This window comes from Xanthomonas sp. SI (genome assembly GCF_014236855.1).
Classification (GTDB): domain Bacteria; phylum Pseudomonadota; class Gammaproteobacteria; order Xanthomonadales; family Xanthomonadaceae; genus Xanthomonas_A.
Genome location: NZ_CP051261.1, coordinates 2,022,726 through 2,039,543, shown reverse-complemented (window position 1 = coordinate 2,039,543; position 16,818 = coordinate 2,022,726). Strand labels below are relative to the sequence as shown.

The following is a 16,818-nucleotide window of genomic DNA, read 5'->3' as shown; positions in this document are numbered from 1 at the left end:
GACTGAGGACTCGGGACCGGGGACTCGTAAAGCAAAAGCCAAGCATCCGGAGGCTGACCCCATGATCCCCCTTCCCAGCAACTCGCCACCATGACCCGCTCTTCCACGATTCCCGATTCCCGACTCCCGATTCCCGGCTCCTGGTACTCCGACAGCGCCACCCCGCTGCCGCAGCAGCAGCCGTTGCGCGGGCAGGTGCGGGCCGACGTGTGCGTTCTGGGCGCCGGCTATACCGGGCTGAGCACGGCGCTGGCGCTGGCCGAGGCCGGTTACCAGGTCGCGATCGTGGAGGCGCAGCGCGTGGGCTGGGGCGCGTCCGGGCGCAACGGCGGCCAGGCCATCGTCGGCTACGGCTGCGAGCAGCACACGCTGGAAACGCTGCTCGGCCATGCCGAGGCGCGGCTGCTGTTCGATTTCTCGCGCGACGGCATGCGGTTATTGCGCGACCGCATCCAGCGCCATGCCATCGCCTGCGACTGGCGCGACGGCCATGCGCACGTGGCGATCAAGCCGCGCCAGGTGCGGGCGCTGCAGGCCGGTATCGTCGAGATGGCGCAGCGCTACGACTATCCGCTGCAGTGGTGGGACCGCGACCAGCTGCGCCAGCACCTGCGCAGCGAGCGCTACCTGGGCGCGATGTACGACCCGGCCAGCGGCCACCTGCACCCGCTCGAATACGCGCACGGGCTGGCACGCGCGGCACTGGCCGCCGGCGTGCGCATCTACGAGCACTCGCCGGTGACCGCGCTGGTGCGCGGTGCGCGGCCGATCCTGCGCAGCGCGCACGGCGAGGTGCAGGCCGATTTCGCGGTTCTGGCCGGCAACGCCTGGCTGCGCGGCATCGCCCCGGAGCTGGAATCGCGGATCATGCCGGTCGGCACCTACATCGGCGCCAGCGCGCCGCTGGGTGCGGCGCTGGCGCGCGAACTGATCGGCAACGACATGGCGGTGGCCGACGTGAACTGGGCGCTGGACTATTTCCGCCTCAGCCGCGACCACCGCCTGCTGTTCGGCGGCCGCGCCAGCTATTCCTCGTTGCCGCCGCCGGGCCTGCGCGGGGTCATGACCCGGCGCATGCGCCGGGTGTTTCCGCAGCTGCGCCAGGTCGAGTTGGACTACGTGTGGGGTGGCTATGTGGACATCACCCGCAACCGCGCTCCGCACTGGGGCCGGCTGACCCCGAACGTGTACTTCGCGCAGGGCTTTTCCGGCCATGGCGTGGCCGCCACCGGCCTGGCCGGCGACGCCATCGCCGCGGCCATCGCCGGGCAGTCGCAGCGCCTGGACCTGTTCGCCAGGATTCCGCACGCGCCGTTCCCCGGCGGCCGTGCGCTGCGCACGCCGCTGCTGGTGGCGGCGATGTCCTGGTACAAGCTGCGCGACGCGCTGTGGTGAGCGCGCCGCGCCGGCGGCATGCGCCCGCCGCCGGACGGCCTAAAGTTGCACGCGGCACGGCCGCTAACTCAGGTCTACTTCCCAAGGGCGCCTTGCGCGGCTCGCATGCTGCAACCGTTGCCGGCCTACCCGATCGCCAGCGAAAGCGCGGCTACGCAGCAGCGCATCCTGCTGGTGGAGAATTCGCGCACGTTCACCGGTCTGCTGCGCGAGGCGATCGAGCAGCGGGTGGAACTGCCGGTCACCGTGGTCTCGACCCTGGCCGAAGCGGCGCACGCGCTGGACGACGGTGGCTCCTGGTTCCTGGCCCTGACCGGGCTGGTGCTGGCCGACGGCGACCGCGACACGGTGGTGGATTTCTTCGTCGCCCGCGGCCTGCCCACGGTGGTGGTCAGCGGGGTCTACGACGAAAGTCTGCGCAAGCGCGTGCTGACCCAGCAGATCATCGACTTCGTATTGAAGAACGCGCCCGGCAGCATCGATTACCTGGCCTGGCTGGTGCAGCGGCTGGCGCGCAACCGCAGCATCGCCGCGCTGGTGGTGGACGATTCGCGCTCGGCCCGCGCCTACGCCGCGAGCCTGCTGACGATGTACGGCTACCAGGTGGTGGAAGCCGCCGATGGCGCCGCCGGACTGAAGGCGGTGGAGGCCAATCCGGCGATCCGCCTGGCGGTGGTGGACCAGGAAATGCCGGGCATGGAAGGCGTGGAATTCACCCGCCGGCTGCGTGCGATCCGCGCCCGCGACAAGCTGGCGGTGATCGGCCTGTCCGGCAATAGCGACCCGTCGCTGGTGCCGCGCTTCCTCAAGAACGGCGCCAACGATTTCCTGCGTAAACCCTTTTCGCGCGAGGAATTCTTCTGCCGCGTGTCGCAGAACGTGGACCAGCTGGAACTGATCGGCACGCTGCAGGACCTGGCCACGCGCGACTTCCTCACCGGCCTGCCCAACCGCCGGCACTTCCTGGAACAGAGCCAGCGCCTGCTGCCGCAATGGCTGGCGCGCAGCGACACGGTCAGCGTGGCGATGCTCGACATCGACCACTTCAAGCACATCAACGACAGCTGGGGCCACGAGGCCGGTGACGACGCGCTGCGCGCGGTGGCGACGACGGTGGCCGCGCATGCGCGCCCGCAGGACCTGGTGGCGCGCTTCGGCGGCGAGGAATTCTGCATGCTGGTGCCGGGCCTGGACGCAGCGGCGGCCAGCGCCTATTTCGAGACCCTGCGCCAGCGCATCGATACGCTGCAGGTGCAGGCGGGTGGGCAGACCCTGCGCATCACCATCAGCATCGGCGTGTGCAGCAGCGACGCGCGCCGCGATGCGCTGCATCCGCTGTTGGCCGAGGCCGACAAGCACCTGTACCTGGCCAAGGCCGGCGGCCGCAACCGGGTCGAGCACGCCGCCTGAGCGCGCGCGTGCGCCTCAGCGGCGCCTGGCGCCGATCACCAGCAGCGCCAGCAGGCTCAGCGCCGCGCCGGCACTGAGGTAGTAGCCGACCCATGGCAGGCCGTAGTGCTTGGCCAGCCAGCTGGCCACGTACGGCGCCGGCGCCGCGCCGATGATGCCGGCCAGGTTGAACGACATCGAGGCGCCGGTGTAACGCACCTGCACCGGATACAGTTCGGCCAGCAAGGTGCCGCACGGCCCGTAGGTCAGGCCCATGAAGAACGAGCCCAGCGACAGGAACGCCAGCAACTGCCACGGATGCGCGGCGCTGAACAGCGGCGCGAAGCACAGCCCGAACAGGACGATGACGACGCCGGCCGCGATCATCGCGCGGTGCGTGCCGAAGCGGTCGCCGTAATGCGCCGACAGCGGAATGCCGGCGGCGAAGAACAGGATGCCGACCATCTGCAGCAGCAGGAACTGCTCGCGGCCGTAGCCGAGCACCGCGGTGCCGTAGCCCAGTGCGAACACCGTCATCAGATAGAACAGCATGAAGGTCGCGAACACGCCCAAGGTGCCGAGCAGCAGCGCGCCGGCATGCCGCGACAGCACCGTCCACATCGGCAGCGCCACCCGCACGTTGCGTTCCAGCGCCTTCTGGAAATCCGGGGTCTCGTGGATACGCAGGCGCACCCACAGCCCGGTCACCACCAGCAGCGCGCTGGCCACGAACGGGATGCGCCAGCCCCAGCGCATGAACTGCGCATCGTCGAGCACCGCGCCGAGCAGCAGGAAGATCCCGGAGGACAGCAGGAAACCCAGCGGCGCGCCCAGTTGCGGGAACATGCCATACCAGGCGCGCTTGCCCGGCGGCGCGTTCTCGGTGGCCAGCAATACCGCACCGCCCCATTCGCCGCCCAGGCCCAGGCCCTGGCCGAAGCGGCACAGCGCCAGCAGCGCCGGCGCCCACATGCCGATGCTGGCGTAGCCGGGCAACAGGCCGATCACCACCGTGGACAGGCCCATGGTCAGCAGCGCCGCCACCAGCGTCGCCTTGCGCCCGATGCGGTCGCCGAAATGGCCGAACAGTGCCGAGCCGACCGGCCGCGCCACGAACGCCACCGCGAACGTGGCCAGCGACTGCAGCCGCGCCGCGTCGGCGTCGCCCTCGGGGAAGAACAGCTTCGGGAACACCAGCACCGCGGCGGTGGCGTAGATGTAGAAATCGAAGAACTCGATGGTGGTGCCGACCAGGCTGGCCAGCAGCACGCGGCGCGGCGAATTGACGGGCGAAGCGGGAAGCGCGGCAGCGGTCATGGAAGCGGCATCGATGGAAAACCGCCCGATTCTGGCAGATCGGCCGCGGCGCCGCAGCGCCACGCCGCATGGCGGTCAGCGCGGCAGTTGCGCGCGGCCGGCGGCGGTCAGCACCGCCACCTCGCGCTCGCCGCGCGTCTCCACCCGGATCCAGCCCGGTCCCGCACGCCCGTCCAGGGTGGCCTCGCCCAGCCAAGCCAGTGTGCGCAGCAGCACGCTCATGCGCACCCCGAGGCGCTTGCACAGCCGCGCCAGGGCGATCCCCTCCGGCTCCGGCGCCAACGCCTCGAACAGCGCCCGGGTCAGCGCCGGATCAGCGGACAAGCGCCACGCCGATGTCGCGCGGTGCCGCGTCGGCGGCGTCGGCCAGGTGCGGAGTCACCACCACCGGGATCGACTTGGAGGTCGGCGTGCGCGCCTCGTCGGCGAAACTGGACAGAGGCACCAGGCCGTTGGTTTCCGGGTAGTACGCGGCCAGGCAGCCGCGCGGAATGTTGTACTCGACCAGCAGGAAACGCTTGGCCTGGCGCTGCACGCCGTCCTCGCCGAGGCTTTCCAGGTCCACCCAGGCGCCGGCCTGCAGCCCCAGGTCGGCGATGTCGGCGGCGTTGATGAACAACACCCGGCGCTCGCCGAACACGCCGCGGTAGCGATCGTCCAGGCCGTAGATGGTGGTGTTGTACTGGTCGTGCGAGCGCGTGGTGGCCAGGGTGAACACCACTTGCTCGGGGCGCTGGCGGCGCGCGCGATGGATCGGGTTGTCGATGGGCACCGCGTGCGGCTTGAACACCGCGCGGCCTTCCGGCGTGTCCCACACGCGGTCGCGCGCGGTGTTGGACAGGCGGAACCCGCCGGGCACCCGCACCCGCGTGTTGAAATCGGCGAAGTCCTCGAACACCTGCGCGATCAGCTCGCGGATGCGGTCGTAGTCGGCCACCAGCCAGCGCCAGCGGATCGCGCTGCGCGTGCCGAGCGTGGCCTCGGCCAGGCGCGCGACGATCGCCGGCTCCGACAGCAGTTCCGCCGACGCCGGCGGATTGATGCCGGCCGACAGGTGCACCATGCTCATCGAATCCTCGACGCTGACGCTCTGCGGCCCGCCCTCCTGGATGTCGATCTCGGTGCGACCCAGGCACGGCAGGATCAGTGCGTCGCGGCCGTGCACCAGGTGGCTGCGGTTGAGCTTGGTGGTCACATGCACGGTGAGGTCGCAGCGGCGCAGCGCGCGGTGCGTGGCGTCGGTGTCGGGGGTGGCGGTGGCGAAGTTGCCGCCCATGCCGAAGAAGGTCCGCGCGCGGCCGTCGCCCATCGCCTCGATCGCGCCGACCGTGTCGAACCCGGACGCGCGCGGCGGATCGAAACCGAACACCTGCTGCAGCCGGTCCAGGAACGCGGCCGGCGGCTTCTCGTAGATCATCATCGTGCGATCGCCCTGCACGTTGCTGTGGCCGCGCACCGGGCAGGCGCCGGCGCCGGGGCGGCCCAGATGGCCGCGCAGCAGCAGCAGGTTGGCGATCATGTGGATCGTCGCCACCGAATGCTTGTGCTGGGTGATGCCCATGCCCCAGCAGGCGATCAGCCGTTCGGATTTCAGATAGATCTCGCCGGCGTGGCGCAGCTCGGCCTCGCTCAGCCCGGACTCCTCGACGATGGTCGCCCACGGCTCGGCGATCACGTCCGCGGCGAAGGCGTCGAAGTTGGCGGTGTGCTGGGTGATGAACTGCAGATCCAGCAGGCGCGGTTGCGCCGCGCGCGCGGCCTCGGCATCGCGCTCCAGCACGTGCTTGATGATGCCCTTGACCGCGGCCAGGTCGCCGCCGATCTTCAGCTGGAAATAATCCGACGAAATCCGCGTCGAACCGTTGTGCAGCATCTGCAGCTTGTCCTGCGGATCGGCGAACTTCTCCAGCCCGCGCTCGCGCAGCGGATTGAACGACACGATCGCCGCGCCGCGCTTGGCCGCCTGGCGCAGCTCGCCGAGCATGCGCGGATGGTTGGTGCCGGGATTCTGGCCGAAGATGAAGATCGCGTCGGCCAGCTCGAAGTCGTGCAGCGACACCGTGCCCTTGCCGACCCCGATCTGCGACTTGAGCGCGGTACCCGACGGCTCGTGGCACATGTTCGAACAGTCGGGGAAGTTGTTGGTGCCGAACTCGCGCACGAACAGCTGGTACAGGAACGCGGCCTCGTTGCTGGTGCGCCCGGAGGTGTAGAAGATCGCCTCGTCCGGCGAGGCCAGGCCGTTGAGGTGCGTGGCGATCAGCGCGAACGCTTCGTCCCAGCTCACCGGCACGTAGTGGTCGCTGGCGCTGTCGTAGCGCAGCGGATGGGTCAGCCGGCCCTGCCCTTCCAGCCAATAGTCGCTGTACTTGGCCAGCTGCGTCACGCTGTGCTGCGCGAACAGCTCCGGCGTGGCGCGGCGCGCGGTGGCTTCGGCGGCCACCGCCTTGGCGCCGTTCTCGCAGAACTCGAAGGTCGAGGTGTGGTCGCGGTCGGGCCAGGCGCAGCCGGGGCAGTCGAAGCCGTCGGGCTGGTTCACGTGCAGCAGGGTCTTGGAGCCCTGCACCGCCACGTCCTGCTGCAGCAGGTGGGTGGCGACGGCACGCAATGCGCCCCAACCGCCGGCCGGCTGCGTATAGGGTTGGATGGTTTTCTTGCTCATGCGGGCTCTCCGGCGTGCTCGGCCTGGGTCAGGCGCTGCGGATGGCTGTAGACGACATAGTCGTGGTCGCGGGCGAAGCCGATCAGGGTCAGGCCGGCGCTGTCGGCCAGCGCGATCGCCAGCGCGGTGGGTGCGGAAATGGCGGCCAGCAGCGGGATGCCGGCCTGCGCGGCCTTCATCGCCATCTCGTAGCTGGCGCGGCTGGTGACCACGGCGAAACCGCTGGCCGGGTCCACGCCGGCCGTGGCCAGCGCGCCGATCAGCTTGTCCAGCGCGTTGTGCCGACCGACGTCCTCGCGCGTCAGCTGCACGCAACCATCGGCGTCAGCCCAGCCCGCGGCGTGGGTGGCGCCGGTGATCGCGTTGAGCGGTTGCTGCTGGCGCAGCTCGCGCAGCGCCCGCGCCAGCGCCGCCGGCGCGATCGCGGCGCCGGCCGGCAGCGGCCGCGGCGCGCGCAGCACTGCCTCGATCGATTCGCTGCCGCACACCCCGCAGCCGCTGCGGCCCTGTAGGTTGCGGCGTCGCGCCAGCAGGGCCGCGGCATGCGCGGGCGGGATCTGCAGTTGCAGCGAAACCCCTTCCAGGAAGGTGTCCACGCTGGCGACCTGCAACTGCGTCGGATCCTCGACGATGCCTTCGCTGAGCGAGAAGCCCAGCGCGAAGTCGTGCAGGTCTTCCGGGGTCGCCATCATCACCACGAACGGTTCGCCGTTGTAGGCGAACGCCACCGGCACCTCGGCCGCCACCAAGTCCTGGGTGAGCGCGGTACGCCCGTCGCGATGGCGGCGCACACCGCGCGCGACAGCGCCTGGCCGGGAAGACGCACGCGAGTACATGGTGTACGCCCCCCATTCAGTGGAACAACACGATCGCCTTCTGCACTGCAAGCCGGATGCCAACTGCCTGGTCGCCTCAATCGCCAGTCCGACCGGCAGTGGCGGACGGCCTATCCTGCGCCAGTGCGCGGCCCGCCGCCAGCCTGCCCGAGGTCCGGGCTACGCGCTGGAAAAACGGCCACACCACAACCCGCACAGCATACCCGTCAGGGTGCACGACGCCGTGAGATCGTGCCGGTTCGGTGCTGCGATGCGGCAAAGCCACGCATGCGGCGGCGCAGCACCGCGCCTGCCGCGTGCTTGGCGACACGGGGTGCGAACAGACTGCAAGCGAAGTGCCACGCCGCCGCTTGCGCACAGCGCAGGTCAGCTGGACCGGGCAGTGTCGATCGCCCATAGCTGGGCGCGGTCGGTTAGGCTTTGCGCCCCTCGCTTTGGATGGCCCCACGATGTCCATGTTGCTCCGCCACGGTCTTGCCGCCGCTCTTTGCCTGTTCGCCACGCAGGCCGCACGCGCCGCCGACCTGCCCGCCGACCTGCCCGCCGACGTGCTGCGCCAGCTGCCGGCCGGCTACCTGCCGCTGGAACAACTGCGCACCGATCTCGACGGTGACGGCCGCGCCGACTACCTGGTGGCGCTGCAGCAACGCGGCGAAGCCGAGCGCGAACCGGCGCCGGCACGGCCGCTGCTGATCTTCGTGCAGCAGGCCGACGGCCACTACCGGCTGGCCGCGCGCAACGACCACGTGGTGCTCAAGCGCGACGAGGGCGGCCAGTGCGATCCGTTCACCGACAGCGACGATCCGTTCGCGGCCAAGGGCCGCTACTTCACCGTGCAGAACGGCGTTTCCTGCGGCCAGCACTGGACCTACTTCATCACCTTCCGCTACGACCCCGAGCGCAAGACCTGGCTGTTCCACAAACGCATCCGCCAGAGCTGGCAGCTGAATTCGGATCCGGCGCCGGACGCCGATGCGTTGAAGAAGACCGCGGACAAGGTGGACGCCGCCGATCCCAAGCATCCGGTCACCTTTGCCGAGTACGTGCCGGACTGAGTCCGCACGCAACCGGTGCGCACGCCCTGCCCCCGCGCTTGCGCGGCCGGACCGGGCGTAGCCACGGCGTTGGCTGCAACCGGCTTCGTGCCCGATCGAGGCGCTCGCATGCGACGGCGCCAGACGGGGTCTTTTAGCCCCGGCTGGTGGCCGCTGTCACGTCCGAATCCGGCCAGCGCGACGCCGCGACGGCGGGCACGCTATACGCTCCATCGCCTCTTGGAGCGCACATGTCCAGCTTCGTCTGCATCGGCCTGCCGGCCGCGCCGTTCGCACCGCTGTTCGCACTCGACGATGCGCAGTTGCACGCGCACGGCGCGCGCCGCGTCCGTGCCGACCAGGCGCCGGGCTTCCCGTGCCGGATCAGCCTGGAAGACGCGCAACCCGGCGAGGAACTGTTGCTGCTGCACTACCTGCACCAGCCGGCCGACACGCCATACCGCGCCGCCGGGCCGATCTACGTGCGCCGCCACGTGCAGACCGCGACGGTGGCACCGGACCACGTGCCCGACGCGATCCGCAGGCGCTTGATCTCGCTGCGCGGCTACGCTGCCGATGACATGCTGCTTGCCGCCGACGTGCATCCCGGCGAAACGGTCGCGGCGGCGATCGTGCAGGCCTTCGCCGATCCGCGCGTGCGCTACCTGCATCTGCACAATGCGCGCCAGGGCTGTTTCGCCTGCCGGGTTGAGCGGGTTTGAGTTCGGGATTCGGGATTCGGGATGATGTCCTGCGGCAAGTCGCCGTCAAGCGATTGCGGAAAAATGCCACGTCTAAAAAAGCTTTTTTATGGCTCTAGCCAAGCGCTTCCTGTAGGAGGGGCTTCAGCCCCGACGCGTTACCGGTAAGGCGTCGGGGCTGAAGCCCCTCCTACAGAAAAGCGCAGGTGCGGCGCACTTGCGAATTCCCGCTTTTCCACAGCCGAATGGCTGGTCATCCCCATTCCCGAATCCCCATTCCCGAATCCCCAATCCCCAATCCCCAATCCCGGCTCACACAGCCAGATTGATCCAGGTCGCCTTCATCTCCGTGTACTTGTCGAACGCATGCAGCGACTTGTCGCGGCCGTTGCCCGATTGCTTGTAGCCGCCGAACGGCGCGGTCATGTCGCCGCCGTCCCAGTAGTTCACCCACACGCTGCCGGCGCGCAGCTTGCGCGCCACCCGGTGCGCGCGGCCGATGTCGCGGGTCCACACGCCCGCGGCCAGGCCGTAGTCGCTGTCGTTGGCCATGCGCAACGCGTGCGCTTCGTCGTCGAAGGCGATCACCGACAGCACCGGGCCGAAGATCTCCTCGCGAGCAATCGTATGCTCGTGGCCGACCTCGTCGAAGATGGTCGGCTCCACGTAGCAGCCGCCGGCGACCACCTCCACGCGCTTGCCGCCGAGCAGCAGCCGCGCGCCTTCCTCGTTGCCGCGCGCGATGTAGTCGAGCACGCGATGGGTCTGCGCCTCGTCCACCAGCGCGCCCATCGCCGCGTCGTCGTCGAACGGATGCCGCGGCTGCAGCGCGCGCCCGGCGGCGACCACGCGGGCGACGAAGTCGTCCTTGATCGATCGCTCCACCAGCAGCCGCGACGCCGCGGTGCAGACCTCGCCCTGGTTGTAGAAGATCGCGCCGGCCGCGGCCTGCGCGGCCTGCTCCAGGTCCGGCGCGTCGGCGAACACCAGGTTCGGGCTCTTGCCGCCGCATTCCATGTAGGCGCGTTTCATGTTCGACAGCCCGGCGCATTGCAGCAGGCGCTTGCCGACCGCGGTGGACCCGGTGAACACCAGTCCGTCCACGTCCATGTGCAGCGCCAGCGGCTCGCCGGCGCTCTTGCCGAAGCCCGGCACCACGTTGAAAACGCCATCGGGGATGCCGGCTTCGGCCACCAGTTCGGCCAGGCGCAGCACGCTCAGCGGCGATTTCTCCGAAGGCTTGAGCACCACCGAATTGCCCGCGGCCAGCGCCGGGGCGATCTTCCACGCGGCCATCAGCAGCGGGAAATTCCACGGCACGATCGCGCCGACCACGCCCAGCGGTTCGCGGGTGATCAGGCCCAGCTCGTCCTGCCCGGTCGGCGCCACCTCGCCGTAGAGCTTGTCCAGCGCCTCGCCGGTCCAGGCCAGGCAGCGCACCGTGGCCGCCACGTCCACGCTGCGCGCGTCGCGCACCGGCTTGCCCATGTCCAGCGACTCCAGCAGCGCCAGCTCGTCGGCATGCTGTTCGACCAGCTGCGCCAGCTTGATCAGGGTCTTCTTGCGCTGCGCCGGCCTGGCCTGCGACCAGCGCCCGGCATCGAAGCTGCGCCGCGCCGCGGCGACCGCGCGGTCGATGTCCTCGGCACCGCCCTCGGCGACCTGGCCGAGCACGCGGCCGTCGATCGGGCTGATGCAGTCGAAGGTCTTGCCGCTGGCCGCCGCGACGTAGCGTCCGTCGATGAAAGCCTGGGTGCGCAGGTGCAGCGCGTCGGCCATCGCCTGCCATGCGTCGCGGGTGCGGGGTGCGGTCATCGGAAGCTCCGGGTCGGGAGGAAGGAACGGATCTGCGGGTGGTACGGTCGCGGCGAGGCGGGCGTGCGCGCCGCGGCGCAGGCGGCGCTCAGAACGTGGCCGGGGTGTTGGCGCTGACGATCACCACCGCCTCGCTGCCGACGTTGCGGAACCGGTGCGGCACCCGGCTCTCGAAATAGTACCCCTCGCCGGCGCGCAGCACGCGCACCTGCGTGCCGACGGTGACCTCCACTTCGCCCGCCACCACGACGCCGCCCTCCTCGCCTTCGTGCACCAGCATCGCGGTGCCGGTGTCGCTGCCCGGCGGCATCACCTCGCGCAGGATGCACATCTGCCGCTGCGGGCGGTGTTGCCCGACCAGGTAGTAGTGGATGCCGTCGCTGCCCACGTCGGGCAGTTCGTCGGCGGCATAGAACGGCGCATCGGCCGGCCCGATCTGCAGGTCCTGGGTGAAGAAATCGGCCAGCGAGATCGGAATGCCGTCCAGCACCTTCTTCAGCGAACTCACCGACGGGCTGACCTTGTTCTGTTCTATCAGCGAGATGGTGCTGTTGGTCACGCCCACCCGCTTGGCCAGCTCGCGCTGGCTCAGTCCGTGGGCGGTGCGAACCCGATGCAGGCGGGCGCCGATATCCATCGCGTGATCAGGAGGGCCTTGGCGGTGTTGCCGGATACTTTACACAGCCGGCCCTCGCGGTCAATTTGCTGGTCGCCGCGCGCGGCTGCCGGCATGCGCGCCTGTACGGGCCTGTCGTGGCGCCGTTTCATGCTGCCGTGCGCCGTGCAGCGGGCAGCGACACGGCCTTGGATGCGCCGGCGCCGCGGCGGCGGAGGCCCGCCCGCCGCCACGCGCCCGGTTGGTGTAAAGTTTTTTCAACACCTCTCGCCCGTGGAGCCTGTGATGAGTACCGAGTCGCCCCCCTCCTCCCAGGCGCTGGCCGATCGCTACGCCGCCCAGGCCACGCAGGCGCCGGACGGCATGGACGCGTTCTGGATGCCGTTCACCGCCAACCGCCAGTTCAAGGCGCGGCCGCGGCTGCTGGCCTCGGCCGAGGGCATGTACTACCGCGACGTGGACGGGCGCCAGATCCTCGACGGCACCGCCGGGCTGTGGTGCTGCAACGCCGGACACGCACGGCCGCGCATCGTCGAGGCGGTGTCCAGGCAGATCGCCACGCTGGATTTCGCGCCGACCTTCCAGATGGGCTCGCCGCTGCCGTTCGTGCTCGCCGAACGGCTGGTCGAACTCGCCCCGCCGGGCCTGGACCACGTGTTCTATACCAACTCCGGTTCCGAGTCGGTCGATACCGCGATGAAGATCGCGCTGGCCTACCACCGCGCCCGTGGCGAGGGCCAGCGCACCCGCTTCCTCGGCCGCGAGAAGGGCTATCACGGAGTCGGCTTCGGCGGCATCTCGGTCGGTGGGCTGCCCAATAACCGCAAGTGGTTCGGCCCGCTGCTGGCCGGCGTGGACCACCTGCGGCATACCCTGGACATCGAGCGCAACGCGTTCTCGCAGGGGCTGCCCGAGCACGGCGTGGAGCTGGCCGAGGATCTGGAGCGGCTGGTCGCGCTGCACGACGCCTCGACCATCGCCGCGGTGATCATCGAACCGATCTCCGGCTCGGCCGGCGTGGTGCTGCCGCCGCTCGGCTACCTGCAGCGCATCCGCCAGCTGTGCGACAAGCACGGCATCGTGCTGATCTTCGACGAGGTGATCACCGGCTTCGGCCGCGTCGGCAAGGCCTTCGCCGCGCAGCGCTTCGGCGTCACCCCGGACCTGATGACGACCGCCAAGGGGCTGACCAACGGCTGCGTGCCGATGGGCGCGGTGTTCGTCTCGCACGCCATCCACGACGCGTTCGCGCACGGCCCGGCCGGCGCCATCGACCTGTTCCACGGCTACACCTATTCCGGCCATCCGCTGGCCTGCGCCGCCGCGCTGGCGACGCTGGACACCTATGCGGAAGAGCATCTGTTCGACAAGGCGATCGAACTGGGTGGCTACTGGCAGCAGGCGATCCACGCGCTGAAAGACTTGCCGCACGTCATCGACATCCGCAATTTCGGCCTGATCGGCGCGATCGAACTGGCGCCGCGCAAGGATGCGCCCGGCGCGCGCGCCTACGAGATCTTCGAACGCTGCTTCCACGACGCCGGCCTGCTGATCCGCGTCACTGGCGACACCATCGCGCTGTCGCCGCCGCTGATCGTGGAGCGCGAGCACATCGACCGCATCTTCGCGGTGCTCGCCGACATGATCCGCACCACGCCCTGATCCCCGCCCTCACCCCAACCCGCTCCGCGCTCCCCACGCGCGCCGCATGCCTGGAGAACCGCTCATGCTGGTCGGCGTCCCGAAAGAGATCAAGAACCACGAATACCGGATCGGGCTGACCCCGGCCGGGGTCCGCGAACTGGTGCTGCACGGGCACCAGGTGCTGGTGCAGCGCGACGGCGGCCAGGCCATCGGCCTGACCGATGCCGACTACGAACGGGCCGGCGCGCGCCTGGCCGACGACGCGGCCAGCGTGTTCGCGCAGGCCGACATGATCGTCAAGGTCAAGGAACCGCAACCGGACGAATGCGCGCTGCTGCGCCCGGGGCAATTGCTGTTCACCTATCTGCACCTGGCGCCGGACCCGACCCAGGCCAGCGCGCTGCTGCGCTCCGGCTGCACCGCGATCGCCTACGAGACCGTCACCGACGGCAACGGCGGCTTGCCGTTGCTGGCGCCGATGAGCGAGGTCGCTGGGCGCATGGCGATCCAGGCCGGCGCGCACGCGCTGGAAAAGGCGCAAGGCGGCTCCGGCGTGCTGCTCGGCGGCGTGCCCGGGGTCAAGCCGGCCGAAGTGCTGGTGATCGGCGGCGGCGTGGTCGGCATCAACGCCGCGCGCATGGCGATGGGCCTGCATGCGCGGGTGACGGTGCTGGACCGTTCGCTGGAACGGCTCAAGTACCTGGACGAACTGTACGGCCACCAGCTGACCACGCTGTACTCCACCCGCGACGCGATCGAGCAATGCCTGCCGCACACCGACCTGGTGATCGGCGCGGTGCTGATCCCCGGCGCCGCCGCGCCCAAGCTGGTGTCGCGCGCGCAGCTGGTGTTGCTGCGGCCGGGCTCGGTGCTGGTGGACGTGGCGATCGACCAGGGCGGCTGCTTCGAGACCAGCCATGCCACCACCCACCAGCAACCGACCTACGAGGTCGACGGCATCGTCCACTATTGCGTGGCCAACATGCCCGGCGGCGTGGCGCGCACCTCCACCTTCGCCCTGACCAACGCCACCTTGCCGTTCGTGCTGCAGCTGGCCGAACACGGCCTGCAGGCGCTACGCGACGACCAGGACCTGCGCAACGGCCTCAACGTGCACGCCGGCAAGCTCACCCACCGCGCAGTGGCGCACGCGCTGGGCGAGGATTTCGTGCGGCCGCTGGATGCGCTGGGCTGAGCTTTTCCTTCGAGGAACACCGACCATGACCGAAACACTGTCCCACTACATCGGCGGCGGCCGCGTCGATTTCCGCAACGGCGACTACGCCGAGGTGTTCGACCCGGCCAGCGGCGCGGTGGCGCGGCGCGTGCCGCTGGGCGACGCGCATGCGGTCGACATGGCGGTGACCGCCGCCGCGCAGGCGTTCCCGGCCTGGGCGGCGACCCCGCCGCTGCAGCGCGCGCGGGTGATGTTCCGCTTCCGCGACCTGCTCGAACGGCATGCCGATACCCTGGCCCGCTGCATCAGCGCCGAGCACGGCAAGGTGGTGTCCGATGCGCGCGGCGAGGTCACTCGCGGCATGGAGGTGGTGGAATTCGCCTGCGGCATCCCGCAGCTGCTCAAGGGCGAGCATTCGGTCGATGTCGGCCGCGGCGTGGATTCATGGAGCGAGTACGCGCCGCTGGGCGTGGTCGCCGGCGTCACCCCGTTCAATTTCCCGGCGATGGTGCCGCTGTGGATGCTGCCGGTGGCGCTGGCCTGCGGCAACAGCTTCGTGCTCAAGCCGTCCGAGCGCGATCCGTCCGCCTCGCTGCTGCTGGCCGACTGGCTGCACGAGGCCGGCCTGCCGGACGGCGTGTTCAACGTGGTGCACGGCGCCAAACCGGCGGTGGACGCGCTGCTCGCGCACCCGCAGGTGCAGGCGCTGAGCTTCGTCGGCTCCACCCCGGTCGCCGCCGACCTGTACGCGCGCGGCAGCGCGCTGGGCAAGCGCGTGCAGGCGCTGGGCGGGGCCAAGAATCACCTGGTGGTCCTGCCCGACGCCGACCTGGACGACGTGGTGTCCGCCCTGCTCGGCGCCGGCTACGGCTCGGCCGGCGAGCGCTGCATGGCGATCTCGGTGGCGGTGTGCGTCGGCGATGCGGTCGCCGATACGCTGGTCGCCAAACTGGCTCCTCGCGTGGCCGCGCTGACCCTCGGTGCCGGCACCGACGAGCCGGACATGGGCCCGCTGATCAGCGCCGCGCACCGCGAGCGCGTGCGCGGCTACATCGACAGCGGCGTGGCCGACGGCGCCACGCTGGTGGTGGATGGGCGCGACGCACAAACGCCAGCGGCGGCGGCAGATGGCTTCTTCCTCGGCGGCAGCCTGTTCGACCACGTCCGCGCCGACATGCGCATCTATCGCGAAGAGATCTTCGGCCCGGTGCTGTGCGTGGTCCGCGTGGCCGACGCGGAAGCCGCGCTGCAGTTGATCGACGCGCACGAATACGGCAACGGCGCGGCGGTGTTCACCCGCGATGGCGGCGCTGCGCGCGCCTTCGCCCGGCGCGTGCAGGCCGGCATGGTCGGCATCAACGTGCCGATCCCGGTGCCGATGGCGTTCCACAGCTTCGGCGGCTGGAAACGCTCGCTGTTCGGCCCGCTGCACGTGCACGGCCCCGACGGCGTGCGCTTCTACACCCGGCTCAAGACCGTCACCGCGCGCTGGCCGGCGGCGGCGCGCGATGCCGAGTTCGCGATGCCGACGATGCGCTAACAGCGCACCCCACGCCGAAGAACTTTTTTATTCGCGTTGAAGGTGCCGGAATCATCGACGAACGCCATGACGGAATCACCGAGCGCGTTCCCCTGCCAGATGGCTGCGCCTCGTGATACGGTCGGATTCGTTCGCACGGCAAATTGCCCCTATGCCCATCGTTCACGTCTTCGTATCCAGTGGCAGATTCGCCACCATGGAAGAATTGCGAGGCTACATCGATCGGACCTATACCGAGGATGGCGACGGCGTAGCGTCGCCATTCATGCGCGAGATCGGGCTGATGAGCCGTTGCGAACCCGCTTGCATCGAGGCGGTCGTTGCCGCATCGGGAAGTCCGGAAGGATTGAACGAATTGCTGTCCGACGCTTCGTACTGGGATCAATGGCGGCACGAAGTGGATGGCAGCATCGTGGCGGATGCGGCGATCTGCGTGTTTGCGCCAAACCAGCCGCACCATCCCGCTGGCGCCTCGGTGAGACACATCGGTTCGTTCGGCTACGCCACCACCTGACCATTCGGGCCAGCGCTGCGTCTTGGCCAGATTCGATCCGGCACGAAATTTCGCGCGACTCTTCGCTTCGACGACGCGCAGCCGCAAGACGACACGGCACACATGCGATGGTCGAGGCAGACCGCAGGACCAAGTGGTCGCAGCGCCGGGGCATTGCCGAAACTCCTGGCCATGAGGC

14 protein-coding genes are annotated in these 16,818 nt (G+C 69.8%); 8 read left to right on the top strand and 6 right to left on the bottom strand.

All coding sequences use genetic code 11. The annotated features are described in order from the left end of the window. Positions 1-90: 90 nt before the first annotated feature. Positions 91-1,395 carry an FAD-binding oxidoreductase gene (locus HEP75_RS08375; RefSeq protein ID WP_185826114.1) on the top strand — a complete coding sequence of 435 codons (1,305 nt, stop codon included), beginning with the start codon at positions 91-93 and terminating at the stop codon, positions 1,393-1,395. A 105-nt stretch (positions 1,396-1,500) separates the two neighbouring features. Beyond that, the gene (locus HEP75_RS08370) at positions 1,501-2,805 is read left to right on the top strand and encodes a diguanylate cyclase (RefSeq protein ID WP_185826113.1); all 1,305 of its coding nucleotides are present in this window, start codon (positions 1,501-1,503) and stop codon (positions 2,803-2,805) included. A gap of 15 nt (positions 2,806-2,820) precedes the next feature. Here the strand turns inward: HEP75_RS08370 and HEP75_RS08365 are convergent, their stop codons facing one another. The 4 genes from HEP75_RS08365 to fdhD all read right to left on the bottom strand — a co-directional run bounded on the left by HEP75_RS08365 (position 2,821) and on the right by fdhD (position 7,599). Then, on the bottom strand, positions 2,821-4,101 hold the full coding sequence (locus HEP75_RS08365) for an MFS transporter (RefSeq protein ID WP_185826112.1): 1,281 nt from the start codon (positions 4,099-4,101) through the stop codon (positions 2,821-2,823). Between the two features lie 75 nt (positions 4,102-4,176). Further along, the gene (locus HEP75_RS08360; protein ID WP_179565709.1) at positions 4,177-4,425 is read right to left on the bottom strand and encodes a hypothetical protein; all 249 of its coding nucleotides are present in this window, start codon (positions 4,423-4,425) and stop codon (positions 4,177-4,179) included. Further along, a complete protein-coding gene (locus HEP75_RS08355) occupies positions 4,415-6,763 on the bottom strand; it encodes an FdhF/YdeP family oxidoreductase (RefSeq protein WP_185826111.1) in 2,349 nt (782 codons plus the stop codon). The genes HEP75_RS08360 and HEP75_RS08355 overlap by 11 nt, the downstream gene beginning before the upstream one ends. Continuing rightward, positions 6,760-7,599, bottom strand: coding sequence for a formate dehydrogenase accessory sulfurtransferase FdhD (fdhD, locus tag HEP75_RS08350; RefSeq protein WP_185826110.1), 840 nt, complete (start codon positions 7,597-7,599; stop codon positions 6,760-6,762). Before fdhD ends, HEP75_RS08355 begins: the two co-directional genes overlap by 4 nt. Positions 7,600-8,048: 449 nt before the next feature. Here fdhD and HEP75_RS08345 point away from each other — a divergent pair, with 449 nt between their 5' ends. Both HEP75_RS08345 and HEP75_RS08340 read left to right on the top strand, forming a co-directional pair. Further along, positions 8,049-8,654, top strand: a complete 606-nt coding sequence (locus HEP75_RS08345; RefSeq protein ID WP_185826109.1) for a hypothetical protein — start codon at positions 8,049-8,051, stop codon at positions 8,652-8,654. Positions 8,655-8,884: 230 nt separating this feature from the next. Then, entirely contained in the window at positions 8,885-9,355 is a 471-nt protein-coding gene (locus HEP75_RS08340; protein WP_185826108.1) for a DUF1203 domain-containing protein, read from the top strand. 291 nt (positions 9,356-9,646) lie between these two features. On the opposite strand, the gene HEP75_RS08335 is transcribed toward HEP75_RS08340, so the two are convergent. Beyond that, a complete protein-coding gene (locus HEP75_RS08335; protein WP_185826107.1) occupies positions 9,647-11,149 on the bottom strand; it encodes an aldehyde dehydrogenase in 1,503 nt (500 codons plus the stop codon). Positions 11,150-11,237: 88 nt separating this feature from the next. After that, a complete protein-coding gene (locus tag HEP75_RS08330) occupies positions 11,238-11,786 on the bottom strand; it encodes a cupin domain-containing protein (RefSeq protein ID WP_185826106.1) in 549 nt (182 codons plus the stop codon). Positions 11,787-12,128: 342 nt separating this feature from the next. Between HEP75_RS08330 and HEP75_RS08325 the strand changes: the two genes are divergently transcribed. The 4 genes from HEP75_RS08325 (at position 12,129) to HEP75_RS08310 (ending at position 16,640) form a co-directional block, all read left to right on the top strand. After that, positions 12,129-13,427, top strand: a complete 1,299-nt coding sequence (locus tag HEP75_RS08325; RefSeq protein ID WP_185826538.1) for an aspartate aminotransferase family protein — start codon at positions 12,129-12,131, stop codon at positions 13,425-13,427. A 64-nt stretch (positions 13,428-13,491) separates the two neighbouring features. Beyond that, positions 13,492-14,604 (top strand): alanine dehydrogenase, encoded by a 1,113-nt coding sequence (gene ald, locus HEP75_RS08320; protein WP_185826105.1) that lies wholly within the window; start codon positions 13,492-13,494, stop codon positions 14,602-14,604. A gap of 25 nt (positions 14,605-14,629) precedes the next feature. Next, positions 14,630-16,126 carry a CoA-acylating methylmalonate-semialdehyde dehydrogenase gene (locus tag HEP75_RS08315; protein ID WP_185826104.1) on the top strand — a complete coding sequence of 499 codons (1,497 nt, stop codon included), beginning with the start codon at positions 14,630-14,632 and terminating at the stop codon, positions 16,124-16,126. Positions 16,127-16,277: 151 nt separating this feature from the next. Further along, positions 16,278-16,640 carry an immunity 22 family protein gene (locus HEP75_RS08310; protein ID WP_185826103.1) on the top strand — a complete coding sequence of 121 codons (363 nt, stop codon included), beginning with the start codon at positions 16,278-16,280 and terminating at the stop codon, positions 16,638-16,640. Positions 16,641-16,818: the final 178 nt, after the last annotated feature.

Excerpts from the sequence above, each read along its gene's own strand:
- HEP75_RS08365 (WP_185826112.1), bottom strand. The coding sequence starts at position 4,101 with ATGACCGCTGCCGCGCTTCCCGCTTCGCCCGTCAATTCGCCGCGCCGC.
- HEP75_RS08375 (WP_185826114.1), top strand. The coding sequence starts at position 91 with ATGACCCGCTCTTCCACGATTCCCGATTCCCGACTCCCGATTCCCGGC.
- HEP75_RS08330 (WP_185826106.1), bottom strand. The coding sequence starts at position 11,786 with ATGGATATCGGCGCCCGCCTGCATCGGGTTCGCACCGCCCACGGACTG.
- fdhD (WP_185826110.1), bottom strand. The coding sequence starts at position 7,599 with ATGTACTCGCGTGCGTCTTCCCGGCCAGGCGCTGTCGCGCGCGGTGTG.
- ald (WP_185826105.1), top strand. The coding sequence starts at position 13,492 with ATGCTGGTCGGCGTCCCGAAAGAGATCAAGAACCACGAATACCGGATC.
- HEP75_RS08340 (WP_185826108.1), top strand. The coding sequence starts at position 8,885 with ATGTCCAGCTTCGTCTGCATCGGCCTGCCGGCCGCGCCGTTCGCACCG.
- HEP75_RS08335 (WP_185826107.1), bottom strand. The coding sequence starts at position 11,149 with ATGACCGCACCCCGCACCCGCGACGCATGGCAGGCGATGGCCGACGCG.
- HEP75_RS08315 (WP_185826104.1), top strand. The coding sequence starts at position 14,630 with ATGACCGAAACACTGTCCCACTACATCGGCGGCGGCCGCGTCGATTTC.
- HEP75_RS08355 (WP_185826111.1), bottom strand. The coding sequence starts at position 6,763 with ATGAGCAAGAAAACCATCCAACCCTATACGCAGCCGGCCGGCGGTTGG.
- HEP75_RS08325 (WP_185826538.1), top strand. The coding sequence starts at position 12,129 with ATGGACGCGTTCTGGATGCCGTTCACCGCCAACCGCCAGTTCAAGGCG.
- HEP75_RS08345 (WP_185826109.1), top strand. The coding sequence starts at position 8,049 with ATGTCCATGTTGCTCCGCCACGGTCTTGCCGCCGCTCTTTGCCTGTTC.
- HEP75_RS08370 (WP_185826113.1), top strand. The coding sequence starts at position 1,501 with ATGCTGCAACCGTTGCCGGCCTACCCGATCGCCAGCGAAAGCGCGGCT.
- HEP75_RS08310 (WP_185826103.1), top strand. The coding sequence starts at position 16,278 with ATGCCCATCGTTCACGTCTTCGTATCCAGTGGCAGATTCGCCACCATG.